Annotated in this window: 21 protein-coding genes; 7 read left to right on the top strand and 14 right to left on the bottom strand. The window is 69.8% G+C overall.

What is annotated here, in order from left to right:
* Position 1: 1 nt before the first annotated feature.
* The 6 genes from ABEA33_RS26145 to ABEA33_RS26120 are packed head-to-tail and all read right to left on the bottom strand — an operon-like array spanning position 2 to position 4546.
* Positions 2-550, bottom strand: a complete 549-nt coding sequence (locus ABEA33_RS26145) for an MmcQ/YjbR family DNA-binding protein (protein ID WP_345530078.1) — start codon at positions 548-550, stop codon at positions 2-4.
* A gap of 2 nt (positions 551-552) precedes the next feature.
* Positions 553-1041, bottom strand: coding sequence for a MarR family winged helix-turn-helix transcriptional regulator (locus tag ABEA33_RS26140; protein ID WP_345530077.1), 489 nt, complete (start codon positions 1039-1041; stop codon positions 553-555).
* A gap of 29 nt (positions 1042-1070) precedes the next feature.
* Complete coding sequence (locus ABEA33_RS26135) at positions 1071-1898, bottom strand: SDR family NAD(P)-dependent oxidoreductase (protein ID WP_345530076.1); 828 nt, start codon at positions 1896-1898, stop codon at positions 1071-1073.
* Entirely contained in the window at positions 1895-2383 is a 489-nt protein-coding gene (locus tag ABEA33_RS26130; protein WP_345530075.1) for a VOC family protein, read from the bottom strand. Before ABEA33_RS26130 ends, ABEA33_RS26135 begins: the two co-directional genes overlap by 4 nt.
* Before the next feature lie 17 nt (positions 2384-2400).
* A complete protein-coding gene (gene meaB, locus ABEA33_RS26125; RefSeq protein ID WP_345530074.1) occupies positions 2401-3369 on the bottom strand; it encodes a methylmalonyl Co-A mutase-associated GTPase MeaB in 969 nt (322 codons plus the stop codon).
* A complete protein-coding gene (locus tag ABEA33_RS26120; RefSeq protein ID WP_345530073.1) occupies positions 3353-4546 on the bottom strand; it encodes an acetyl-CoA C-acetyltransferase in 1194 nt (397 codons plus the stop codon). The genes meaB and ABEA33_RS26120 overlap by 17 nt, the downstream gene beginning before the upstream one ends.
* Before the next feature lie 124 nt (positions 4547-4670).
* On the opposite strand from ABEA33_RS26120, the gene mce reads away from it, so the two are divergent.
* A complete protein-coding gene (gene mce, locus ABEA33_RS26115; protein WP_345530072.1) occupies positions 4671-5126 on the top strand; it encodes a methylmalonyl-CoA epimerase in 456 nt (151 codons plus the stop codon).
* Here mce and ABEA33_RS26110 read toward each other — a convergent pair.
* Positions 5059-5385 (bottom strand): hypothetical protein, encoded by a 327-nt coding sequence (locus ABEA33_RS26110; protein ID WP_345530071.1) that lies wholly within the window; start codon positions 5383-5385, stop codon positions 5059-5061. The two genes, mce and ABEA33_RS26110, sit on opposite strands and share 68 nt — an antisense overlap.
* 215 nt (positions 5386-5600) lie before the next feature.
* Between ABEA33_RS26110 and ccrA the strand changes: the two genes are divergently transcribed.
* From ccrA to ABEA33_RS26095, 3 genes are all read left to right on the top strand, one after another.
* Positions 5601-6953 (top strand): crotonyl-CoA carboxylase/reductase, encoded by a 1353-nt coding sequence (ccrA, locus tag ABEA33_RS26105; protein WP_345530070.1) that lies wholly within the window; start codon positions 5601-5603, stop codon positions 6951-6953.
* Between the two features lie 157 nt (positions 6954-7110).
* The gene (locus tag ABEA33_RS26100; RefSeq protein ID WP_345530069.1) at positions 7111-8325 is read left to right on the top strand and encodes a coiled-coil domain-containing protein; all 1215 of its coding nucleotides are present in this window, start codon (positions 7111-7113) and stop codon (positions 8323-8325) included.
* On the top strand, positions 8325-9458 hold the full coding sequence (locus ABEA33_RS26095; protein ID WP_345530068.1) for an AI-2E family transporter: 1134 nt from the start codon (positions 8325-8327) through the stop codon (positions 9456-9458). Before ABEA33_RS26100 ends, ABEA33_RS26095 begins: the two co-directional genes overlap by 1 nt.
* Before the next feature lie 204 nt (positions 9459-9662).
* Here ABEA33_RS26095 and ABEA33_RS26090 read toward each other — a convergent pair whose 3' ends face one another.
* Positions 9663-10646, bottom strand: a complete 984-nt coding sequence (locus tag ABEA33_RS26090; RefSeq protein ID WP_345530067.1) for an EamA family transporter — start codon at positions 10644-10646, stop codon at positions 9663-9665.
* 58 nt (positions 10647-10704) lie between these two features.
* Between ABEA33_RS26090 and ABEA33_RS26085 the strand changes: the two genes are divergently transcribed.
* Complete coding sequence (locus tag ABEA33_RS26085) at positions 10705-11241, top strand: CGNR zinc finger domain-containing protein (protein ID WP_345530066.1); 537 nt, start codon at positions 10705-10707, stop codon at positions 11239-11241.
* Positions 11242-11249: 8 nt separating this feature from the next.
* On the opposite strand, the gene ABEA33_RS26080 is transcribed toward ABEA33_RS26085, so the two are convergent.
* Together ABEA33_RS26080 and ABEA33_RS26075 are read right to left on the bottom strand one after the other, a co-directional pair.
* Positions 11250-12023: an alpha/beta fold hydrolase gene (locus tag ABEA33_RS26080; RefSeq protein WP_345530065.1), complete on the bottom strand. Its 774-nt coding sequence runs from the start codon at positions 12021-12023 to the stop codon at positions 11250-11252.
* Positions 12024-12135: 112 nt separating this feature from the next.
* Positions 12136-12924 carry a hypothetical protein gene (locus tag ABEA33_RS26075; protein ID WP_345530064.1) on the bottom strand — a complete coding sequence of 263 codons (789 nt, stop codon included), beginning with the start codon at positions 12922-12924 and terminating at the stop codon, positions 12136-12138.
* 161 nt (positions 12925-13085) lie between these two features.
* Between ABEA33_RS26075 and ABEA33_RS26070 the strand changes: the two genes are divergently transcribed.
* The gene (locus tag ABEA33_RS26070; protein WP_345530063.1) at positions 13086-14885 is read left to right on the top strand and encodes a hypothetical protein; all 1800 of its coding nucleotides are present in this window, start codon (positions 13086-13088) and stop codon (positions 14883-14885) included.
* A 234-nt stretch (positions 14886-15119) separates the two neighbouring features.
* Here ABEA33_RS26070 and ABEA33_RS26065 read toward each other — a convergent pair whose 3' ends face one another.
* The 3 genes from ABEA33_RS26065 to ABEA33_RS26055 all read right to left on the bottom strand — a co-directional run bounded on the left by ABEA33_RS26065 (position 15120) and on the right by ABEA33_RS26055 (position 19411).
* Complete coding sequence (locus ABEA33_RS26065; RefSeq protein WP_345530062.1) at positions 15120-16001, bottom strand: hypothetical protein; 882 nt, start codon at positions 15999-16001, stop codon at positions 15120-15122.
* 1145 nt (positions 16002-17146) lie between these two features.
* Complete coding sequence (locus ABEA33_RS26060) at positions 17147-18406, bottom strand: FlgD immunoglobulin-like domain containing protein (protein ID WP_345530061.1); 1260 nt, start codon at positions 18404-18406, stop codon at positions 17147-17149.
* Positions 18407-18793: 387 nt separating this feature from the next.
* On the bottom strand, positions 18794-19411 hold the full coding sequence (locus ABEA33_RS26055; RefSeq protein WP_345530060.1) for a transposase: 618 nt from the start codon (positions 19409-19411) through the stop codon (positions 18794-18796).
* 368 nt (positions 19412-19779) lie between these two features.
* Here ABEA33_RS26055 and ABEA33_RS26050 point away from each other — a divergent pair, with 368 nt between their 5' ends.
* Positions 19780-19992, top strand: coding sequence for a hypothetical protein (locus ABEA33_RS26050; protein ID WP_345530059.1), 213 nt, complete (start codon positions 19780-19782; stop codon positions 19990-19992).
* 80 nt (positions 19993-20072) lie between these two features.
* Here the strand turns inward: ABEA33_RS26050 and ABEA33_RS26045 are convergent, their stop codons facing one another.
* Positions 20073-21362: an HNH endonuclease gene (locus tag ABEA33_RS26045; RefSeq protein ID WP_345530058.1), complete on the bottom strand. Its 1290-nt coding sequence runs from the start codon at positions 21360-21362 to the stop codon at positions 20073-20075.
* Between the last annotated feature and the right edge of the window lie 97 nt (positions 21363-21459).

The following is a 21459-nucleotide window of genomic DNA, read 5'->3' as shown; positions in this document are numbered from 1 at the left end:
TCTAACGCACCCACCGATAGAGCTGCCCGCCGCGGACTTCCACCGCGGCGGGCGGCTTCGGTGTGGGGTGGCTGCGCAGGTGCTCCAGCACGGCGTTGCGGCCGCGCAGCACGACCGCCCCGTCCTGGAAGTGCAGGTAGGGGTGCAGCAGCGGCCGTACGTCGTGCCACTCGCCTGCGTCGATCGCGGCCCAGGCAGCGGCGGCCGGAGGTTCTAGCTCGGGCAGGTCGTGGAGCATCTTCGGCGTGCACATCCGCCAGGCATCGGTCACCAGCTCGCGCATCTCGACCTGGTCGAGCCGGCCCAGGTGGGCGCAGACCCACTGGTAGCGCAGGTCGCTCGTGGGCGGCAGGAAGAACGTCTCGGGGTCGGACTCGATCAGTCCGTCGCGTGCGTCCTTTGGATACCCGAAGCCCATCGCCGACTCGTCCTTCGAGAAGGCGGCGTAGACGATCTGGCGGACCTTGAGCTTGTAGCGGCCGCCGGTGAAGAACTCGTAGGTCCGAGGCAGGGCCAGACCGACCCGTCGTACGTCGTCGGCCGTGACCATGACTAGAAGTCCCCCGCCGCCTTGCGGACGGGCTTGAGGACGGCCGACACCATCTCGAGGTCGGCGTCGGAGAGAGCGCTCAACGCGAAGTCGGCGTCGACCAGGTCCCGGGTGGCGACCTCGACCAGGGCCCGCCCCTTGTCGGTGATCTCGGCGAGCACCGCTCGCCCGTCCACGGGGTGTGCCTTGCGCTCCACCAGCCCGGCGGCCTCGAGGCGCCGCACGATCGAGGTGACCGAGGTCGGGTGCACCTGTAGCCGCTCGCCCATCTTGCCGAGCGGCAGTGACCCGCGCGACGAGAAGGTCAGCAGCACCAGCGCTTCGTAGCGGGCGAAGCTGAGCCCGTGCGGCTTGAGGATCGCGTCGAGCCGCCCGATGACCAGCTGCTGCACGCGCATCAGCGACGTGACCGCATGCATGGCCGGCACGCCGTCCCAGCGCTTGCCCCACTGGCGGGCGGCTTCGTCGATCGGGTCGAACGGAAGGGTCACGCCTGCGAGATTAGGTCATGGCGCCGACCTCAGGCCGACGTCGCCTCCCACAGCCGGGCAGCGGCCGCGGCGTCGAGCGCGTCGGCCGACGGCTCGGCGACAGCCGAGCGCCGGTGGTAGCCACCGGGCACGGCGTCGGCCGAGGTCGCGCAGAAGACAGTGGTGCGAGCACCTTCGGCCGGCGAGGTCAGCGAGCGCCGCTCCAGGGGCGCCACCAGCTTGCGCAGCCGGGCCAGCACCGGCGCGGTCTCCAAGCCCCGGTCGGCGATCCGGGTGTAGACCGAGCCCGGGTGCAGCGAGTAGCCGTGCAGCCCACGCGCGCCGTACCGCCGCTCGATCTCGGCGGCCTCGTGCACGAGCGCGAGCTTGGAGGTGCCGTACGCCGCCCAGGAGTCGTACGGCACAACATCCCCGGTGAGCCACTCGTTGCGGCCCCGGGCGTGCAGCTTGGAGACCACGTTGACCACCCGCGCCTCCCCCTCCGCTTCGGCGGTCGCCAGCAGCCGCGGGAGCAGCAGCCGCGTCAGCTCGGCGGTTCCGAGGTAGTTGGTGCGCCAGTGGATCTCGTGACCGTCGACGAGCTGCGGCTCGGACCACTTCGAGCGCAGGTCGAGGTGGATGCCGGCGTTGTTGACCAGCACGTCCAGCCGGTCGGTCGTCGACCCCACCCACGCGGCCAGTGCTGCGACCGATGACCGCAAGGAGAGCTCCAGCGGGTGCGTGTCTTCGGTGACCGCGCAGGTCCGCGTGGTCGTCAGCACCCGGAAGTCGAGCTCGCGCAGGGCGTCCGCCGTCGCCTCGCCGAGCGAACCCGGGCCGGCGCCGGTGACCAGGGCTGTCCTCGGTGACCGGGTCATGCGTTCTTCACCGCGTCGTAGAACTCCTGCATCTGCGGGCCGATCCGGGCCAGCTCGACGTACGGCGCTCCCCCGGCCGACCCGTCGACGTAGGCGAACTCGATCTCCCCGCCCATCATCGAGCCGCGCATCAGCACCGGCACGTCGGCGGCCTCCGCTGCCGCGCAGGCCGCCTCGACGTCGTCCACCGCGAAGCAGGCGTGGTGCAGGCCGGGGCCGTGGGCGTCCAGGAACTCCCGGTGGATCGACGGACCCGCGACCGGCTGGATCAGCTCGAGCTGCAGGTCCCCGGCGTACCCCAGGGAGACGTGCAGGGTGCAGTCCACCGGGGCGCCACGCAGCGTCGTCGTCTCCGGCCCGAACCGGACGTCCGGGATCCGGGTCCACCCTCCGACTCCGAACTGGTCGGACAGCAGCCGCTCGGTCGCCTCGATGTCGTCGGTGACCCAGCAGATCTGGATGACGGGTCCGCTCGCGATGCTCACGGGCGCACAGCCTGTCGTCAGTCGGCGAACGTGTCCAGCAGCTCGTCCGCCGCGGCGTACGGGTCGGTCTCTCCCGCAGCGACGGCGGCGGCCAGGTCGTCGAGCTCCGAGCGGCCATGCACGTCGCCCCAGCGCTTGCGCAGGGCGGTGACCGCGATGGCCTCGATCTCGTCCCGGGCACGGCGGGTACGCCGCTTCTCGAGCTCGCCGCTCGCGGTCAGCCACTCGCGGTGCTGGTCGATCTCTGCGACCACCTCGTCGAGGCCCTCGCCCTTCTGAGCGACGGTCTTGACGATCGGCGGGCGCCACGCGCCTTCGGGCCGCTCGGCGAGCTGCAGCATCGAGCGCAGGTCGCGGCGGACCTGGTCGGCACCGTCGCGGTCGGCCTTGTTGACGACGTACAGGTCGCCGATCTCGAGGATGCCGGCCTTGGCGGCCTGGATCCCGTCGCCCATGCCGGGTGCCAGCAGCACCATCGTGGTGTCGGCGAGGCCGGCGATCTCGACCTCGCTCTGGCCGACGCCGACGGTCTCGATCAGGATCACGTCGCACCCGGCGGCATCGAGCACCCGCAGTGCCTGCGGCGTGGTCCAGGAGAGCCCGCCGAGGTGGCCGCGGGAGGCCATCGAGCGGATGTAGACGTCGCGGTCGAGCGCGTGGTCCTGCATCCGCACCCGGTCCCCCAGCAGGGCGCCACCGGAGAAGGGCGACGACGGATCGACGGCGAGGACGCCCACCCGCTTGTCCTGCTTGCGCAGCTCACTGACGAGCGCGTTGGTCGACGTCGACTTGCCGACGCCGGGCGACCCGGTGATCCCGATGACCTGGGCGTGCCCGGTGTGCGGCGCGAGCGCCGCCATCACCTCACGCAGCAGCGGCGACTCGTCCTCGACCAGGGAGATCAGCCGCGCGACCGCCCGGGCCTCGCCGGCGCGGGCGCGCTCGACGAGGTCCGGGACAGACGAAGCGTCAGTTCTTCGGGACACGCACGATCAGGGCATCGCCCTGCCCACCGCCGCCGCACAGGGCGGCCGCGCCGACGCCGCCACCGCGACGCTTGAGCTCGAGCGCCAGGTGCAGCACCACGCGGGTGCCGGACATGCCGACCGGGTGGCCGAGCGCGATCGCGCCGCCGTTGACGTTGACGATCGAGGGGTCGAGGTCGAGCGCGCGGGCCGACTCGATGCCGACCGCGGCGAAGGCCTCGTTGAACTCGACCAGGTCGAGGTCGGCGGGGGTGATCCCCTCCTTGTCGCAGGCCTTCTGCGTGGCGTTGGCCGGCTGCAGCTGCAGGCTCGAGTCGGGGCCGGCGACCATGCCGTGCGCACCGATCTCGGCCAGCCACTCCAGACCGAGCTCCTCGGCCTTGGCCTTGCTCATCACGACGACGGCCGCGGCCCCGTCGGAGATCTGCGAGGCGGAGCCGGCGGTGATGGTGCCGTCCTTGCTGAACGCCGGGCGCAGCTTGCCGAGCGACTCGGTGGTGGTGTCGCCACGCACGCCCTCGTCGGCGCTGACCACGATCGGGTCGCCCTTCCGCTGCGGGATCGAGACCGGCACGACCTCGTCGTCGAACACGCCGTTCTTCCAGGCCTCGGCGGCCTTCTGGTGCGAAGCGGCTGCGAAGGCGTCCTGCTCCTCACGGGTCAGCTTCACGCCCTCGGCGTTGATCTGCTCGGTCAGCCCGCCCATCGCCTGCTTCGTGGCCTGGTCGTAGAGCGCGTCGTACGCCATGGAGTCGACCAACTGCACGTCGCCGAACTTGATGCCCTCACGCGACTTCGGCAGTAAGTGCGGGGCGTTGGTCATCGACTCCATGCCGCCGGCGACGACGATCTCGCACTCGCCGGCGCGGATCAGCTGGTCGGCCATCGCGATGGAGTTCAGGCCCGACAGGCAGACCTTGTTGATCGTGATCGACGGCATGGTCCACGGCAACCCACCGGCGATGCCGGCGACGCGGGCGGGGTTCTGGCCGGCACCGGCGAGGATGACCTGGCCCATGATCAGGTAGTCGACCTGCTCCGGCTGCACGCCGGCCTTGTCCAGCGCGCCCTTGATGGCGACGCCACCCAGCTCGGCCGCCGAGAGGCTCTTGAGGCCGCCGAGGAGGCGGCCGATCGGGGTGCGTGCACCCGCGACGATGACGGACGGACCGGACATGAGGAGCCTCCAGAGTTTGATGGGTCGATCTCCATCGACCTTACCCACGGGTCCGGGGGGCGGCGAGGGTGGAAAACGTCACACGCGCTCGCCGCGCGGCCCGTGGCGTACGACCATGTCGCACATGAGCTCTGCCAACGGTCTGGATGCCGCCGCCCACCTGTTCACCGCCATCGACCACGTCGGCATCGCCGTGCCCGACCTGGACGTCGCGATCGCCTTCTACGAGACGACGTACGGCATGCGGCTGGCCCACCAAGAGGTCAACGAGGAGCAGGGCGTACGCGAGGCGATGATGGCCGTCGGCGACTCCGGCTCGTGCATCCAGCTGCTCGCGCCGCTCAACGAGCAGTCCACGATCGCCAAGTTCCTCGACAGCAAGGGACCTGGCATCCAGCAGATGGCCTACCGGGTCACCGACGTCGAGGCGGTCAGCGCGATCCTGCGCGAGCGCGGCCTGCGCCTGCTGTACGACGAGCCGCGCCGCGGCACCTCCGACTCCCGGATCAACTTCATCCACCCGAAGGACGCCGGCGGGGTGCTCGTCGAGCTGGTGGAGCCGGCCGCCGCCCGAGCGTGACCCAGGTGTACGTGGCCGCCAGGTCGCCGAGCGCGTCATGCGCCTCGACGTACGCGGTGTGGAGCTCGTCGTCGGTCGTGCGGTACGGCGACAGCACCGTCATCACGGTGTCGAGCCGGCGTCCGACCTGGAGCAGCCCCAACTCGATCCGCTCGGCGAAGAACTCCGTCGTGTCGGCTGGCCGGCGCGGCACCGGCGTGAGCGGTTCGACCGCGTCGTCGGCGTAACCTGCCATCCCCCTGCCGGAGCGCAGCAGCATCTCGGTCGCGTTGCAGGAAGGCGTCCTGCTCCTCCGTGGTCGGCCCACGTCGATCAGTCCCCCCGATAGCAACCACCACGCCGGTCGCGGCGGTCTGATACGACGGTACGCCTCGACGGGGAGCCAGATAGATCACACAGGGGTGCGCACAACTGTTACCCGTGCGTAATGTCCCGCCCAACCTAGTCCGACACCTGACCCACCCAGGAGCCGACGTGCAGCACATCCTCGACGCGATCATGGCCGCCACGGAAGACCCACAGAGCACGACCGCCGCTGACTTCGCTGCTCTCGAGCTTCCCGAGTCCTACCGCGCCGTCACGGTGCACAAGGACGAGGCCGAGATGTTCGCCGGCCTCGACGCCAAGGAGAAGGACCCGCGCAAGTCCCTCCACGTCGAGGACGTGGCGCTCCCCGAGCTCGGCCCGGGCGAGGCGTACGTCGCGGTGATGGCGTCCGCGATCAACTACAACACCGTCTGGACCTCGATCTTCGAGCCGGTCTCGACCTTCGGCTTTCTCGAGCGCTACGGCAAGCTCTCCCCTCTCGGCAAGCGCCATGACCTCCCCTACCACGTGGTCGGCTCCGACCTCTCCGGCGTGGTGCTCGCCACCGGGGCCGGCGTCACCAAGTGGGTACCCGGCACCGAGGTCGTCGCGCACTGCCTCTCGGTGGAGATGGAGTCGCCCGACGGGCACAACGACTCGATGCTCGACCCGGAGCAGCGGATCTGGGGCTTCGAGACCAACTTCGGCGGCCTGGCGCACATCGCGCTGGTCAAGGCCAACCAGCTGATGCCCAAGCCCGCCCACCTCACCTGGGAGGAGGCCGCCTCCCCCGGGCTGGTGAACTGCACGGCGTACCGCCAGCTCGTCTCCAAGAACGGCGGCGACATGAAGCAGGGCGACAACGTCCTGATCTGGGGCGCATCGGGCGGCCTGGGCGGGTTCGCGACGCAGTACGCCCTCAACGGCGGCGCCAACCCGGTCTGCGTGGTCTCCAATGAGGAGAAGGCCGCGATCGCCCGATCGATGGGCGCCGAGATGGTCATCAACCGCTCCGAGGCCGACCTGAAGTTCTGGAAGGACGAGCACACCCAGGACCCGAAGGAGTGGCGCCGGTTCGGCGGCATGATCCGCGACCTCACCGGTGGCGAGGACATCGACATCGTCTTCGAGCACCCGGGCCGCGAGACCTTCGGCGCGTCCGTCTACGTCACCCGCAAGGGCGGCACCATCACCACCTGCGCCTCCACCAGCGGCTACATGCACGAGTACGACAACCGCTACCTGTGGATGAACCTCAAGAAGATCATCTCCTCGCACTTCGCCAACTACCGCGAGTCGTGGGAGGCCAACCGCCTCATCGCCAAGGGCAAGATCCACCCGACCCTCTCGCGCACCTACTCCCTCGACGAGGTCGGTCAGGCCGCCCTCGACGTGCACCACAACAAGCACCAGGGCAAGGTCGGCGTCCTCTGCCTCGCCCCGGAGGAGGGCCTCGGCGTCCGCGACCACGAGCTGCGCGACCAGCACCTCGAGGCGATCAACCGCTTCCGCGGGGTCTGACCGGGTCACTGGCCTCGGCCGCTGCGTCGGCCACTTGGACATAACTCACCCCGGCCCGACAATTTGTCGCGAGCCGGGGTGGGTTGTTTTCCATCCATCCGCAAGACTGGGCCGCACACCCGCACAGCAAGGTCCGACAACAAGGAGCAGCGCCGCGATGAGCGACCAGGGACTGTCCATCTTCGACGACAACGAGCCGGAAGAGGACGAGACCCGCACCGCCGAGAACGACGCCACTCAGGTGATGCCCGCCGTGCCACCGCGCAAGGGCGAGGCTCCCACACCGGCGGCCCAGGCTCCGGCGGCCCCGGTGACCCCGCCGGCCGCCGCAGCCCGCCCCCCTGCCCGGCCCGCGGCACAGCCCGCCGCCCCGCCGCCCGGCCCCAGCGCGCTCCCCGTGGTCCGCCGCGGCGGCTACGACCGCGACGCCGTCGACGCGCAGCTCCGGCAGCTCAGCAGCGAGAAGTCCGGCCTCAGCAAGAGCCTTTCCGAGTCCGAGGCCCGTGTCCTCGACCTCGAGAAGCAGGTCGCCGCCCTCCAGGCAGAGCTGGCCGAGAACAAGAACCCGTCGTACGCCGGGCTCGGCGGTCGCGCCTCCGCGATGCTGCGGCTCGCGGAGGAGGAGGCGGGCGAGGTCCGTGAGACCGCCGAGCGCGACGCGGCCGAGATCCGGTCGCAGGCCACGCGGGACGCCAAGGCGATCCGCGCCGACGCAGCGCGCGAGGCCGAGGACATGCGCCTGGTCCAGCTCAAGGAGCTCGACGAGAACCGCAGCCGGCTGACCGCCGACGCCGAGCAGGAGCGCGCCCTGGCTCGCAGCGAGGCCGAGGACCTGGTCGCCTCCGCCAAGCGCGCGGCCGATCAGCTCCGGCTGGCTGCCGAGCAGGAGACCAACGAGCTCCGCACCACCGCCAAGCGCGAGGCCGAGCAGCTGCGCGCCGGTGCCGACCGCGAGGTCCAGGAGGCGCGGCGCACGCTGGCCGTCGAGAAGGAGCGGCTCGCCCGCGAGGCGACCGACCACCACGCCAGCGCCACGGCCGAGACCCAGCGCCTGGTGCAGGAGGCCGAGGAGCGCGCCGCCGCCGCCGAGGACCGCGCCCGGGCCGCCACGGCCCAGGCCACCGAGCATCGCAGCCAGGCCGCCACCGAGGCCGAGGCACTGCTGAGCCGCGCGCGCCGCGAGGCGGAGCAGGTCGTCAGCACCGCGCGCACCCAGGCCGAGTCGATCCACGCCTCCGGCGCCGCCGAGGCCGAGCGCGACCTCGCCGCGATCCGCGCCGAGGTAGACCGGATGGCCAAGCGCCGCGACGCCATCACCGCCCAGCTCGCCTCGCTTCGTGACGTGGTCGCGGGCTTCGGCGAGGACGAGTAGTGGCCGACGCCCCAGAGGCCACTCCCACCGAGACGGACCAAGACGACAAGGAGACCGCGGGCGTCCCCACCGACGAGGACTACCTCGGCGAGCCCGGCCCGCCCCTGGACCGGCACGCGCCGTTCTACATCGGCTTCTTCGGTGGGCTCGGCGTCCTCGTGGCGCTGTGGCTGGCCATGCAGATCGAGGCCATCGGCTCCACGCTGATGCTGATCGTGGTCGCGCTGTTCCTCGCGGCCGGCCTCGATCCCGCCGTCCGCTTCTTCGAGCGGCGCGGCATGAGCCGGTCGTACGCCGTGCTCACCGTGATCCTCGCCGTGATCGCCGCACTGGCGCTCTTCCTCGTCGCGATCGTGCCGGTCATCGCCGACCAGGTGCGCTCACTGACCGACAACGCTCCGCTGTGGCTCGACCAGCTCCAGCGCAACCGGCAGGTCCAGCGGCTCGATGACGAGTACGACATCATCGAGAAGATCGAGGACTACGTCACCAACGGCGACTTCGCGGGAGCCCTCTTCGGCGGCGCGGTCGGTGTCGGGCTGGCCGTGCTGGGTGCTCTCTTCAACGGCTTCATCGTCACCGTCCTGACGCTCTACTTCCTCGCCTCGCTGCGGACCACGACCTCGGCCCTCTACCGCCTGGCCCCGGCCTCGCGGCGCGACCGGGTCACCAGGCTCGGCGACCGGGTGGTGCGTAGCGTCGGCGGCTACGTCTCGGGCGCGTTCATCGTCGCGATGTGCGCCGGCATCTCGTCGCTGATCTTCCTCTTCATCGTCGGCCTGAGCGAGTACGCCGTGGCGCTCGCGTTCGTGGTCGCGATCCTCGACGTGATCCCGATGATCGGCGCGACGCTGGGGGCGGTCATCGTCACCGCGATCGCCTTCGCCGAGGACTGGAAGATCGGGCTGGCCTGCGCGATCTTCTACATCGTCTACCAGCAGCTCGAGAACTACGTGATCTACCCGCGGGTGATGTCGAAGTCCGTCGACGTGCCCGGCGCGGTCACCGTGATCGCCGCCCTGACCGGCGCCGCGCTCTTCGGCGTCGTCGGCGCGCTGCTCGCGATCCCGACCGCCGCCTCGATCCTGATGCTGACCCGCGAGGTCTGGGTCAGACGGCAGGACCAGCGTTAGCCGAGGTACCCGATGAAGGCAGGGAGGGTCGACCGCAGGCCCTGATCGGCCCAGGCGTTGCGGTTGCTCCGTCCGACGCGTCCCGGTGCCACACACCCGCCAGACCGCGTCTCCGGTCGCCACGCCCGCGGCGACCTGCTCCACGGTCAGCCCCACGTCCATGTCAGACACACGTGTGGGACGGGTGCTGTGTTGCAACGGTTCCTACGGAAGCTCGAGGGAGCGGTCGACCGCGGTGGTCCGCTCCCCGAGCTTGACCCCGACGACGCCAGCCAGGATCAGGATGCCGCCGAGCAGCTGGATCGCCCTGGGGAGCTCGTCGAGCAGCAGCCACGCGAAGAGCACACCGGCCACGACCTCGAGCAGCGCGACGAAGGACGCCAGCCGTGATCCCAGACGACGGCTCGCCGCGATGCCGGTCGTGTACGGGATGGCAGCGGTCACGATGCCGAGCACCACCAGCGGCACCCACCAGTCCACGTCGACACCCGCGTAGGCGACCGCGGACGTGGCCGCCTCCATCGGCAGCAGGCCGACCAGCCCAGCCAGGCCGAGCGCGAGCGAACCCACCACCAGGCCACCGGCCGCCAGCACCATCGGCGGCATCCCGTTGTCCTCGTCGGCCGAGATCACGAAGTACGTCGCCGCCCCGACCATCGCGGCCAGCGCCCACGCCACCCCGACCGGGGACAGGTCGGCACCCGACACCAGGTCGAGCACCAGCACCAGCCCGAGGGCCGCGACGCCGGCACCGATCAGGGTCAGCGGTCCAGGGCGCTGACCGTGCCGCAGCCACATCCAGCACACGACGGCCGCAGGCGCGGTGTACTCGATCAGCAGGGCCGGGCCGACCTGCATGTGCGCGACGGCCGAGAAGTAGCAGAACTGGGCGCCGGCCACCGCGAGCACGCCGTACACCGCGACCAGGCCGGCATTGCGGCGCAGGACGTCCCACCGCCTGCGCAGCGCGACCACCCCGAAGGGCAGCACGACCAGCGCGGCGATCGACACCCGGACCAGGACGATGGCCCCGGGGCTCCACCCCGCCTCGAGCAGCGGCCTCGCGAGCGGTCCGGAGAGACCGAAGGTCGCCGCCGAGACCACGGCGAAGGCGAGGCCTCCGACGAGCCGGGAACCGTGAGGCACCTCTCCCGCCAGGCCGGGCGCGTCATCGTCCACTTTGCTCACGACTCATGCTATCCATCGTTTCTCTACAGGCGTGGACACCATCCAGTAATCTGTGAACATGCTGTTTACGGATGACACCACCACCATGCTGCAAGCCGCAGTCGTGCTGGTGAACTCCGCCGTCTCCATCGACACGCTGACCGAGGTCGAGGACCTGGACCAGTGGTACGCCGCGTACATCCACACCGACCACCGCGCCGCCGGTCGCCAGGAGCTGGAGAGCGTTCGCGCTATTCGACCCATCCTCTACGAGCTGCTGAGCTCCGACCGGGACACCACAGCCGAGCTGGTCAACGAGCTGCTCGCCGAGTCCGGCACGACTCCCCAGCTAGTGCGCCACGGGCCATGGGACTGGCACCTGCACGGCGTCGCGACCGACGCCAGCCCCGCCACCCGCATCGTCGTCGACACTGCCATGGCGATGATCGACGTGGTGCGTGACGACCAGCTGTCGCGGTTCGGGATCTGTGCCGACGAGCACTGCACCGGCATCGTGCTGGACCTCTCGCGCAACCGGTCGCGGCGCTTCTGCTCGACCGCGTGCGGCAACCGCAACGCGGTGGCGGCCTATCGCGCGCGTCAGGCCAAGGACTGACCGACCGGTCAAACCAGGAACCGCCGCAGCACCTCGGTGAAGACGGCCGGCTGCTCCGAGTGCACCCAGTGCCCGGCGCCCTTGATCGTGACGCGGCGGTTGCGCGGGAACCATCGGTCCATCGCCGGGACGAACTCCTCGCGGACGTAGCGCGACTCCTGGCCGGCCACCCACAGCGTCTTCCCGTCGTACGGCGGGGTCTCGGCCAGTGCGTCCTCGGGCCAGCTCCCCAGCTGGTCGAGGTCGCGGCCCAGGACGGCCAGGTTCGGCTGCCAGGCCCAGCCGTCGTCGTGGCGGCGCAGGTTCTGCAGCAGGAAGCTGCGCACCGTCGGGTCGGGCACCGCCTCGACCAGCGCCTCGTCCGCATCGCTGCGGCGCTCGAGCGCCGTGAGGTCGAGCGCCTGCATCGCCTCGACGTAGCCCGCGAACTCACTGCGCGAGTGGTAGGTCACCGGCGACACGTCGACGACGCACAGCCGCTCGACGAGCTCGGGGTGGCGCAGCGCCAGCACCATCGACGCCTTGCCGCCCATGGAGTGGCCGACCAGCGCGACCGGGTCATCGGCGCTGAACAGCTGGGCGACCTGGTCGGCGACGTCGACGTAGTCGAAGTGGTCGCTCCACGACGACTTGCCGTGGTGCGGCATGTCGACCAGCAGCACGCGGTGGTCGTCCGCGATCGCCTTGGCGATGGTGGTCCAGTTCTTGCCCTGCCCGAAGAGCCCGTGGCAGAAGGCCACCAGCGGCCCGCGCTCACCCAGCGTCGTCGTGTGCAGGGCCATGCGTCGAGGTTAGATCAGCAGAATCGGCGTACGCCGGTCGGGCTCACGTCACGGTCGCGCAGCAGCAGCCGCGGGTCCAGCGACCCACGCCACCAGGGCAAGGCGCCGCACGTCAGAAGTCGAAGCCGCCGAAGACGTCGCCGATGCCGTCACCGATGCCGCTGATCCCGTCGCCGATGCCGTCGCCGAGGTCACCGATCCCGTCCCCGATCGCACCGAGGCCGTCGCCCATCATGTCGAAGCCACCCAGCCCACCGAAGAGCATCCCGGCGAACATGATCTCCATCGGGCCGAACGCGCCGAAGTAGCCGGCGGCGTACGGCTGGTAGGCGCGGCCGCCCTGGTAGTACGGCACCCGCTGGGCGCCGACCATCACCATCCGCGAGTCCGGGTCGGCGCCGGCCTGCACCCGCTCGGCGTCGAGCGCGCAGGCGGGGACGTCGCGCGGTGCTCCGGCGGGTGGCGACCACAGGACGTCGGTGACCGAGAGCCCGTGACGCGGGTCGAAGAAGCACGGCGGTCGGCGGGTCGGCAGCGGCAGGCCGTCGACCCGCGCCCGCACGCAGGCGATCGCGTAGCGGCCATCGTCGAGGATCTGGGTGACGTGGCGGACGTCCTCGGGCTCGGAGATCGCCTCGACGGCCGTCTTCGACGACTCGTAGGCGTCCAGCGCCCGCTGGTAGTCGGCGTTGGCCCCGGCGTCCAGCTCGCGACCGGCCAGATCGAGGTCCAGCTCCTGGAGCTGCTCTCCGAGCGCCGTCGCGTCCTCGAACGCGAGCTTGCGCACCGGTGCCAGCTCGGCGTCCTTGCGCTCCAGCTCACGGGCCTTCGAGCGGCGTTGGGTCACGACGACGATCGCCACGATCACGGCGATCACGAGCAAGAACACGACGCCTTCCATGACGCCAGCGTACGCGGGCCGGCACGGTGGAGACTTCGCCAAGGTTGGCGTGCCGGATGGACGGGCCGCTGAGCTCCCTGGTCGACGGGCCGGGATGTCGGGGGTGATGCGACCTGTCTCTGCGCCCATGGCGGCATCCCTACCCATGCCAGGTTCGGCGCATGTCTGACGCCACCCGCATGCTCCAGGACGCTGGCGACCGCCTGGAGCCGGCCCACGGTGGCACCCTGGTCACGTCGTTCTACGACTGGTCCGACATCCACCCGGACTGGCAGGCCGCCCGCATCTTCCCGGTGATCTCCGAGAACGCCCTGCGCGCCAGCCTCGGTCGTTCGGCCGAGCACCCAGTCCCAGCACGGACTCCTCTGCACGGTAAATTCTGCGTCATGCGTGTCCTCGGCCTCCTCCTCCGTCCCTTCCTGGTTGCTGCTCTTGCGCTGCTGTTCGTACCGACCGCCGCCATCCCGGCACAGGCCGCCACCGGCACGATCACGGGCACCGCGGTCGACTCGGACGGGAAGCCGCTCGAGAACGTGTATTGGGAGCTCTACACGCTGGAGGGCGGCGAGTGGACGACGCTCCAGTTCGGGCCGAAGCTCACCGACAGCGCAGGGCGCTTCTCCCGGCAGGTGCAGCTCGGCGGCCAGTACCGCGTCTGCTTCTCTGATTCGTACTACGGCGAATCCTCGTCGGCAGAGTTCTACTGGCAGCCCGAGGTGCGCCACCACGACAGGTGCTGGCCCAACGCCACCTCCTGGCAGACAGCACAGACCTGGACCTCGACAGCAGCAGCACCATCCAAGACGCTCTCCGTCACGCTGCCCACGCAAGGCCTCGGCATGGCGCCGGTCGACCCCTTCATCCTCGGCTCCTACAAGGTGGGCGAACCCCTCACCATCGTCGGGCAGGAGGGATGGCGGCCCACGAACGCCACCTTCAGCTACCAGTGGATGACCCACAGCGACGGCTCCCCGAGCACTGCTATCCCCGGCGCCACCTCGTCGACGTACGTCCCGACGGCGGCACAGTCCGGGACCTGGATCTACGCCACCGTGACCGCCAGCCTGCCCGGCTACAAGCCCGCCAGGCTCGGGACGCCGGTCACGAAAGTCGGTACCACCCACGTGCAGCCGACATCGCCACTGACGATCACCGGCGCCGCTGATCCTGGCGCCACGCTCACGGCCAGTCTCGGCAAGCCCGCCAACACGTACAGCGAGATCAGATGGTTCGTCGACGGTGTGCCGCAGCCGCGGTACACGTCGTACAACGCCGCGGCCTCCACCTTCCCGATCTCGGCCGCCCACTCCGGGGCGCGTGTCGAGGCGCGCCTGAACATCTACAAGACCGACAGTGCCGGCAACTACGTCGACGGAAGCGACACCTTCCAGCGAGCCGTGGTGCAGGTCAGCGGAAGCCGACCAGCCCTAGCGTTGCCGGCGGCCGCAGCCCCAGCCGGCAGGCCGACCGTCGGGCGGATCATCGCGGCGCCGACCCGCGTCAGCGCCGACCCGAAGGCGACGTTGAGCTACCAGTGGCTTCGAGGAGCCGCCGCCATCGGGGGCGCAACCGCGAGCCGTTACAAGGTGCGAGCCGTCGACGTGAACAAGAAGCTGAAGGTCCGCGTCACGATCAGCCGCCCGGGCTGGCCGAACGAGTACGTCAGCACCTCCACGGCCACCGTCGCGAAGCGGGCCCTCAAGGTCGGCCAGGTCAAGGTCGCGGGGAAGGCGAAGGTCGGTAGTCGGCTGACCGCGCAAACCACCGGCTGGCGCCCGAGTTCGGTCAAGTTCCGCTACCGCTGGCTGCGGAACGGACACGCGGTGCGCGGTGCCACCAAAGCCCACTACAAGATCCGCAAGGCCGACCGCGGCAGGGTCATCAAGGTTCGCGTCACCGCGACAAAGCCGAGCTACCTCAGCGTCACCAAGACCAGCAAGGGACACAAGGTCGCGCGCTGACGGGCTCCTTGCGGGAGTGTTGCTCAGGCTCACGTGCGCGGAGGTCGGGAACTTCGGACTGCGCGCCTCCTGAGGCTCTCCCCACCTGTCGCGGTGTCGAGCACCGCAGCGGAGTGGGTATGGACGTGGGTGCGACCCGCGCGTTCGCAAGGGTGCGTCATCCACCGCCATACGGCGAGGGTCCAACTGCTGACACGCCAAACTCGCTCGGTCCCGGCGGTCGGCCCCGGGTCCTCAGTCGGCGAACGTCCGCTTCTTCGTGCCATTGGGGCCATGGCGCAGTCGGTGTCCTAAGCGACCCACTCGGGTGGTCGGCAGATATCGGCCGGCCTCGTCACGGTCGCGGCCCCATCGGCCGCGCTTGGCGAGCTCGTCATCGAGGAGCGCTTGCGCCGCGTCGTGATCTTCATCGAGGAACGTGGTGTCGACGGCCTGATGGTCGCCCTGCGGGCGAAAGCCCGCGACAGCCAGCTGGGGTAGCGACAGGCGGGTGATGACGGAGGCAGCTCCTGCGGCCGCGTGCGTGGCCGTTCGCACCACGTCGAGGATCAGGGTGTCTGGCACGCCTGCCGCGAACTCGATGTGATCGATCTCTGCGACCGCGGGCCGCGTTTGGATGACAGTGGCTTGCGCGAGGTAGGGACTGCCTGAGGAGTTGTTCTCGTAAGCGGTCACCCAGGCGACCAGCGTCTTCGCGTCACGACGCTCGACTGCCGGCGCTGGGTTCAGCCCGTCGCGTTGCACGAACGGGACCCGCAGCCACGCGTCGTGGTCTCTCGGGCCAACCGCTTCGACCCAGAAGCGGAGGTCACTTGGCCAACCGGGCCCGCGCAGTTCGACGTAACCGTCGGCGAGACGCCGGCGCGCCCGATGGATGAAGCCGTTCTCGACGTCCTCCATCAACCAGAGGCCGACCGATTCGAGCCACTCGCTCAAGTCATGAGCGGGCCGGTCCCAGTCGAGCCGCCGATCGATGCTCGTGAGTGACAGCGGTACGCCGTACAGCTGGGCCTCGTCCCACCGGAACATGAGCACTGCTTCGTCCCCGGCTCGACGGACCTCCAGCCCCGGGAAGGCGGCCACGAGGGCTGCGAACACTTCGTCGGGATGAGGCACGGACACACTCTGCCGCCTCAAGACGAGCGGCGACAGTCGATTCCAGCCGCTAGACGAACAGGAGCAGCCAGAGCGCGCCAAACAGCAGGCCCGCCCCGTCGACGTCTGCCAGACAACCGCTCAACGCGGCGCGCCATATCGCCGCCTGACCAACGCGCGGATCTGTCGATGAGCGCCTGTTGCATCCGAGGCGGATGTGAGCCCCGATGGCCAGTCGTCGGAAGTCTGAACTTCGATCGACCCCGTGACGTCGACGTGCTCGAACTGATCCAGGCGGTCGCCCATAGCGATGACCTCCGGGCTGGTGAGGTATCCCAGTCGGTCGTCGGCGAGTTGTGCTCGCACTAAGCGGATTGCGTCCTTGCGGTCCGAGACCGGGTCAATCCACGCGGAAACTGAGCCCTCCGCTGTGACCCTTGTTCCGATGACCTGATTCCTGTGGCCCGGCGTTGACCCGATCACCAGCGATGGAGCCATGCCCGCGCTTACACCACACGACGCGGGACTCCGGCGACTCGGCCTGCTTGCGCGCTTGGGCGCACGAACTCGAACTCGGAAGCCCGAAGTCCGAAGATCTTGTTGCCAGGTAGAGGACGTCCCCAGGGCCATCGTCGAGCGTGATCGAGACCATGGCACCACCGCTCTCGTCTGTGTACCCCTCGACCTTCGAGACGATCGACGGATCAACATGGGTGAGCCCGACCGCTGCCAGCCCCTCTGGCGTGGTCGCTACCCGCGAGGTTGTGTCGTCCCGGGACGCTCCGTGTGGCTCCGTCGAGTCGTCAGGTCCGCACGCGACGAGGCCACCGCCGAAGAACAGACAGGCGATCGCTACCGAAACCTTCGATGCGACCGGGTGGGAGCAGTGCAACGGACTCTCCATTCCGTAGGAGGTCGAAGACTATGCAACCGAGAGCGATGGGGCGGTCGAAACGCCCCGCTGCGCGTTGAGGATCACAGCATCCGCAGATTCTCTGACCCGACTGCGCGGTCGACAACCGATCTGCATCCTGATCGATGCCGCGTAGGGCGCTCGGAGACGCACGCTCATGCCGCTGACAGTGCGCGACTCTGCCGATGAGCGAGCGTCACGTTCAACCGAGAGCTGCACGCGCACCTTCCGGCGTGAGTCGCGCGGCAGGCCTTTAGGCCGGTGGCTCGTAGTGGTAGATGTCGACGGTGAAGGACTTGAAGTCGTACCCGCCGGTCTCCCGTCTCACGTACCACGTGACATCGTTCGCTGGGGGCTGGAACTGTCCCCGCTTGGTCTGCACGACCGTGGTGGCCTCGTCGCCCGCGGCGGTCCTGGCCGGGGGCGTGAAGAGAGTGAGGCCGAGCGTCGCGGAGCCTTCGCCGCCTGGCGTGGTCGGACCGCCGACGGCCGTCAGCGTGACCGTGTCGAAGGTCAGGTCGAGGTCGACCGGCAAGGCGACCTTGAAGGTGTCGTCGCTGACCGTGCAGCGCGGGTCGTAGAGCGCGAACGACAGCGCCCCGGCCGGGAAGCGGTCGCTGGCCCTGGGCGGGCAGGCGTACGTGAGGTAGAACCCCGTCTTGTGGCTCCCGGCCAGGAACTCGAACGGTTCGGTGGCGGTTCCGACGCGGGCCTCGGCGGGGGTCACCGTCACGGAGTGGTGCTGCTCGACCCGGGAGCCATCGCCGACCACGAGCGGCTTCGTCACGGACAGGTGGTTCCCGTACAGGTCCACCCAGGTGTTGACCAGGGTGTAGGTCCCCGCGGGCACCCTGACGCCGTCCTCGTCGGTCCCGTCCCAGGTGTTGTCCTGGTTGTCGCCGTCGTACCGCTCGCCGCGCTCGTAGACGACGCCGCCGTCCGGGCCGGTAATGCGGCTGGCGCCGCGACTTCCTAAGGAGCCTTGCATAGAGGTCCGGTAGAACTCGCCGTTCCACGAGAACTCGTCCTTGAAGTACGTGGTGTCGCGGTAGATCGCGTCTCGGTCGAGGTAGACCCCGGGCACGAAGACGATGCCGTTCGGCGACCTGTCGAACCTCGTCCGCGCAACGGCCCGGGAGGTGTCGCTGTCGCGGAGCTGCTTCCCGTGCCTGGTCGCGGTCGCGGTGAACGTCACCCGGTAGGCGCCGTCGCGGACGTAGGCGCCATGACGGTTGCGGCCGTTCCACGTCCAGTAGTGCCAACCCCCCGCCTGCTTGCCGAGGTTCGCGGCGCGCACGACGGCCCCGCGGGCGTCGCGGACGGTGACCTGCACCGTGGCACGGCGGGTGGGCCGGTAGGAGAACCCCGTTCTGTCCTGCGAGCCGTCGCCGTTCGGGGAGAATTTGGTCCACCCGTTGTTCGGGACCAGCAGCAGACCCTCCGCGTGCCGCACCTTCGGCGATGCGGCCTCAGCAGGCGCGACGCCCAGAAGCGCCACGGCCAAGGTGAGCACGACGACGGTTGGAACAGTTCGACGGAGCCGCGAGCGCCCCCAGATCCTCATGCGGCATGTTAGCCCGACCAACAGGGGGTCGGTGCTCCTTCGACGACGCAGCCGCCGTCACCCAGGATGCTCCCGTCCCCGCCTGAGCGCGTCATCAAACGTCCGGACCTGGCACCCCTCTGTGTCAAGACGCAGTCGGGAGTGGGGTTCTAGGGTGTTGTTCGGCGGGTCCGGGAAGTGACTTGTCCGAAGAGCTGGTGTTGGGATGTGAGCCGGCCGCGCTGGAGTCAGAGTCGTTTCCCCGTTGTCCTCCCGGGCCCGTCCTCTTGGTCGCCTCGGTGGTGCGGACAGCGTCGTTGAGCATGGTCTGGAACACGATGTCGCACAGTCGGCGCTTCACGCACCGCATGGCTTCCATCGGCGCTTTCCCGTCGGCCTTCTTGCGGTCGTAGTAGGCCCAGCCCTCGGTGGGATTGCGGAGCTGTACGCGGGCTGGGTGTGCAGGACCCGGTTGATCTGTCGGTTGCCTTTGCGGGACAGCCGATGCCGGACCTGGTCGCCGGAGGAGGCGTCCAGGGGTGCGGTGCCGTTCCAGGATGCGAAGTGCGCCTTGTTCGGGAACCGGGTGATGTCGCCGACTTCGACTAGCAACCGGGCGGCACCGGTGGGACCAATGCCGTTCAGGTCCAGCAATGTGGTGCCGGTGGCTTCGACCAGCTCGGTGAGCTCCTTGTTCGCGGCCTTCTTCCTGGCGTAAATCCGCTCCAGGTCTGCGATCAGCTCGGCGGCCACCCGGCGGCGGGTCTTGCCGACGACGTCACGCGGTCGGGTCTTGGCCAGTAGCGCCTTGGCCTGGGACGCGGACAGGTCGCGTTTGGCTCCGCCCGGGATCAGCTCGAGCAGCAATCCGTGCAGCTGACAGGTCTTGCGGGTGTGCTCCTCGCCCAGGGAGCGACGCCGGTCGACCAGGAGCCTCAGCACCTCGAGCTCCTCGTCGGTGACCACCGGCCGCACCCCGACATCCTGGTGCCGACGAGTGCGACCCGCCCCGCTGCTCTCGATGCTGCTGTCGATGCATTCACGCCTTCCTCCGATGCTCGAACCGTTCCGATTGTCGAGCCGGGAGGGCAACGCTGCTTCGAGCTGGGCAACCCCTCTAGAGCCTCTCCTGACCCTGGCGACGCCCGGACTGCGCAGGCCAAATGAGAGCCACACGACCAGCGTGGGCAGCCGAAATGAGAGCGACAGCCCGGGCGCCTGGACCGAGCCTCGCCAGGCAACAGTCCTGGGGTCAATGGAACAAGCAGCCGATGACAGGACGTGAGGCTGCGCGACCCATATCCTGCTTTCGTGACTGCGTATTCCAAGGCCGTGGGTCAGCCATGCGCCGTCTGAAGACCTACCTGCCTGCATGGCGCGAGCGCCCAGTTCTCGCCATCATGGTGGCCGGTTTCATCACGGCATGGGCGCTGAGAATCCCTGCGCAGCATGGGTCGACGTGGGACTCGATCCTGGCCGGCGCAGCATGGATCCTGCTTATCTGTTGCGCGGTGGTCGGCCTCGTCGGTGGTCGACCCAGCAACAGTCCGTCGTAGCAACGCGACCATCCGGATCTGCCGCGACCCGAGCCTTCGACAGGGATCGTCTAGTAGTAGCGAATGCTCGAGGAGGCGGATCACGCGATCAGGAGCCAGCGACCTTCGGCGACCTGACGGAAGGCGGGATGGCGCAGCCCGACGAGGGGCGGTGCGGTGGATCGGTACCGGTGGCCGGTCGGGGTCGTGATGTCGACGCCGTGGCCGTCCGGACCGGGTCTGGGTCGGTGCCGCCAGCCGTCGGCCTGCTTGGCGTAGTTGCAGCACTCGCAGAGGCCTTGGCCGAACTCGGCCGAGGTGTTGCCGCCTTCGGCGACTCCGACGATGTGGTCGGCGTGCCGGATCGGGGCGTTGCACCACGGGGTGCGGCACCACTGGTCACGGAGCCGGAGGAACGTGGCGAGGGCACGCGGGAAGAGCCGCTGCCGCGAGTCCATAGCGACGAGCTCGCCGGTCTCCGGCGACGTGTACAGACGGCGCAGCCAGGTGCGGGAGCCGGCGTCGACACCGCGCAGGACGAGCTCGCGAGCGAGGTCGGCGGGGACCGGGCCGTGGCCTGAGATTGCGGCGCCGTCATGGGCGCCACCCAACAGCGCCAGGTCCGTCATGACCAGGTCGATCGAGACCGGGACGACCGGGCGCCCTCCCGCGTCGACCTGGGCACCGGTGACCCGAGCGACCAGCGCGTCGGCCATCACCTGGCCGCGGGTGCGCGGGTCGCCGGCGGCGCGAGCACGCCCGGCCTCGGCGGTCAGCGCGGCGTACGCCGCCACTCCTTCGGCCACCGGCAGCAGGGCGGTGAGGTAGAGCATCGTATCCGGCGCGGGTCGCGCCGTGACACGGCGTTCGGACTCCGCGCGGCGACGGCGTTCGGCGACCGCGGCCGGATCGAGACGGGCGGCCAGCTTGCGGACCTCGGCGACGACCACCCGGTCGGAGTAGCCTGCGAAGGCCTCGGGGTCACCCGCGATCGCCCGGTCGACCGTGAGCCGATCCTCGAGCGACAGGCAGGCGGTCTCACGAGCGATCGTGCTGACCCGCCACTCGGTGACCAGACCGCGCCGGAACGCCGTCATCACGTGCGGGAGCTCGTGGGCGATCCGGGCGAGCGAGAGGTGCTGCCGGCCCCGGTGCGGCGACTCGCGTCGGGCCAACGCCACCTGCTCGGCGACGCCGCGCCCGTCGCGGCTGCTGGCATCCAGCACACCGGCGAGGCGCAGCTGTCGGGCCTGAGCCGCGCAGACGAGCTCCTCGAGCGCCCGAATCTCGTCAACCTGAGCCGCGGCACCATCGGCGATGGCCGAGTCGGCGAGCACGCTCGTCCATCCCCGCAACCGGGGAGGATCGAGGGATACGCCGAGATCGAACATGTGTTCGATTGTACGCCGGCGGCGCCCCTATGTCCAGTTGCGGACTCAACCGGTTGTTGCAACGAGCCTCGTGTCGAGTGCTCGTCCGGGAGTCTGC

The sequence above is a fragment of the Nocardioides endophyticus genome (assembly GCF_039543845.1).
GTDB lineage: Bacteria > Actinomycetota > Actinomycetes > Propionibacteriales > Nocardioidaceae > Nocardioides > Nocardioides endophyticus.
This window is presented reverse-complemented; position numbering and strand designations above follow the sequence as displayed.